We start from the raw sequence: 1,174 nt of genomic DNA on the forward strand, positions 1-1,174 counted from the left end.
TACTGACTTCTGCGTTTCGGGGTCTGGATTTATGTCGGGACCGGTGACACGGTCCGCCAGGGTTGCTACGCCGGAGGCATGCGGTATCCGGACGGCGGCGGGCTGACCGCCGAGCAGCGCAGGCGCCGGGAAGGGGTACGGATGCGGGCCGTTGACCTCTTCGAGGAGGGCGTGGAAGTCCCGTGCATCGCCCGGGAGTTACGGGTGAGTGAGAAGTCGGTCTATCAGTGGCGCCGCACCTGGAGGACGGGCGGCCGCGAGGCGCTGCGTTCCAGAGGCGCCTGTGGCTACGACTGTCGGCTCGGCCCCCACCTGCAGGCCAAGCTCGCGATGTGGCTGGATGAGGGGCCGGCCGCGCACGGCTGGGCGGACGACCAGGTGTGGACCGCGGCAAGGGTGCGCACGCTGATCGGGCGGAGATTCCACATCTCCTACAGCATCTCCGGGGTCACCCGGCTGCTGCACCGGATGGGCTACAGCGTGCAGATGCCCGCCCGGCCCGCCGCCGAACGCGACGAGGACGCGATCGCCGCATGGCGGGAGGCGACCTGGGAGGAGGTAAAACCCTCCGGGCGGCGACCGGCGCGTTCGTCTGCTTCGAGGACGAAGCGGGCGTGACCGGCCGTCCGCCCAAGGGCCGTACCTGGGGCAGGCGCGGTATCACCCCGAGGGTCAAGGTGTCCGGCCGCAGCCGGGGACGACTCTCGGTGGCCGGGCTGCTGTGCTTCCGGCCGGGCCTGCCCGCCCGTCTGTGTTACCGGCTGCGTCGGCACACCGGTCGCAAGGGCGAGCGCCGCTCGCTCGGCGAGAGCGACTACATCCACCTGCTCGACGGCGCTCACCAACTGCTGAGGGCCCCGCTGATCGTGGTGTGGGACCGGCTGAGCACCCACATCTCGAAGACGATGAAGGCACTCGTTGCCGAGCGGGACTGGCTGACCGTGGTCCTGCTGCCCGGGTATGCGCCCGACCTCAACCCGGTTGAGGGCCTGTGGGCGCATATCAAGCGGAGTCTGGCCAACCTGGCCGCCCGCACCCTCAGCGAGTTGGAGACTCTGCTCCGCAGGCGGCTCAAGGCGCTGCAGTACCGGCACTGCATCCTCGACGGATTCTTCGCCGAGACGGGCCTCGCTTTCGACAGACCGGACGGACCCTAATACGCCGAAGTCAGTAA

The 1,174-nt window shown here is 69.3% G+C and carries 1 protein-coding gene; it reads left to right on the top strand.

Translation table 11 applies throughout. From position 1 onward, the window contains the following. The first annotated feature begins 78 nt into the window (after positions 1–78). Positions 79–1,157 (top strand): IS630 family transposase gene (locus ABKA17_RS48070; RefSeq protein ID WP_502994560.1). Its coding sequence is split into 2 segments (ribosomal slippage): positions 79–559 and positions 559–1,157, totalling 1,080 coding nucleotides; the frame shifts between segments, so codons are not numbered across the junction. The last annotated feature ends 17 nt before the right edge of the window (positions 1,158–1,174 follow it).

Origin of the sequence: Streptomyces sp. RG80 (assembly GCF_040446465.1) — a bacterium.
Classification (GTDB): domain Bacteria; phylum Actinomycetota; class Actinomycetes; order Streptomycetales; family Streptomycetaceae; genus Streptomyces.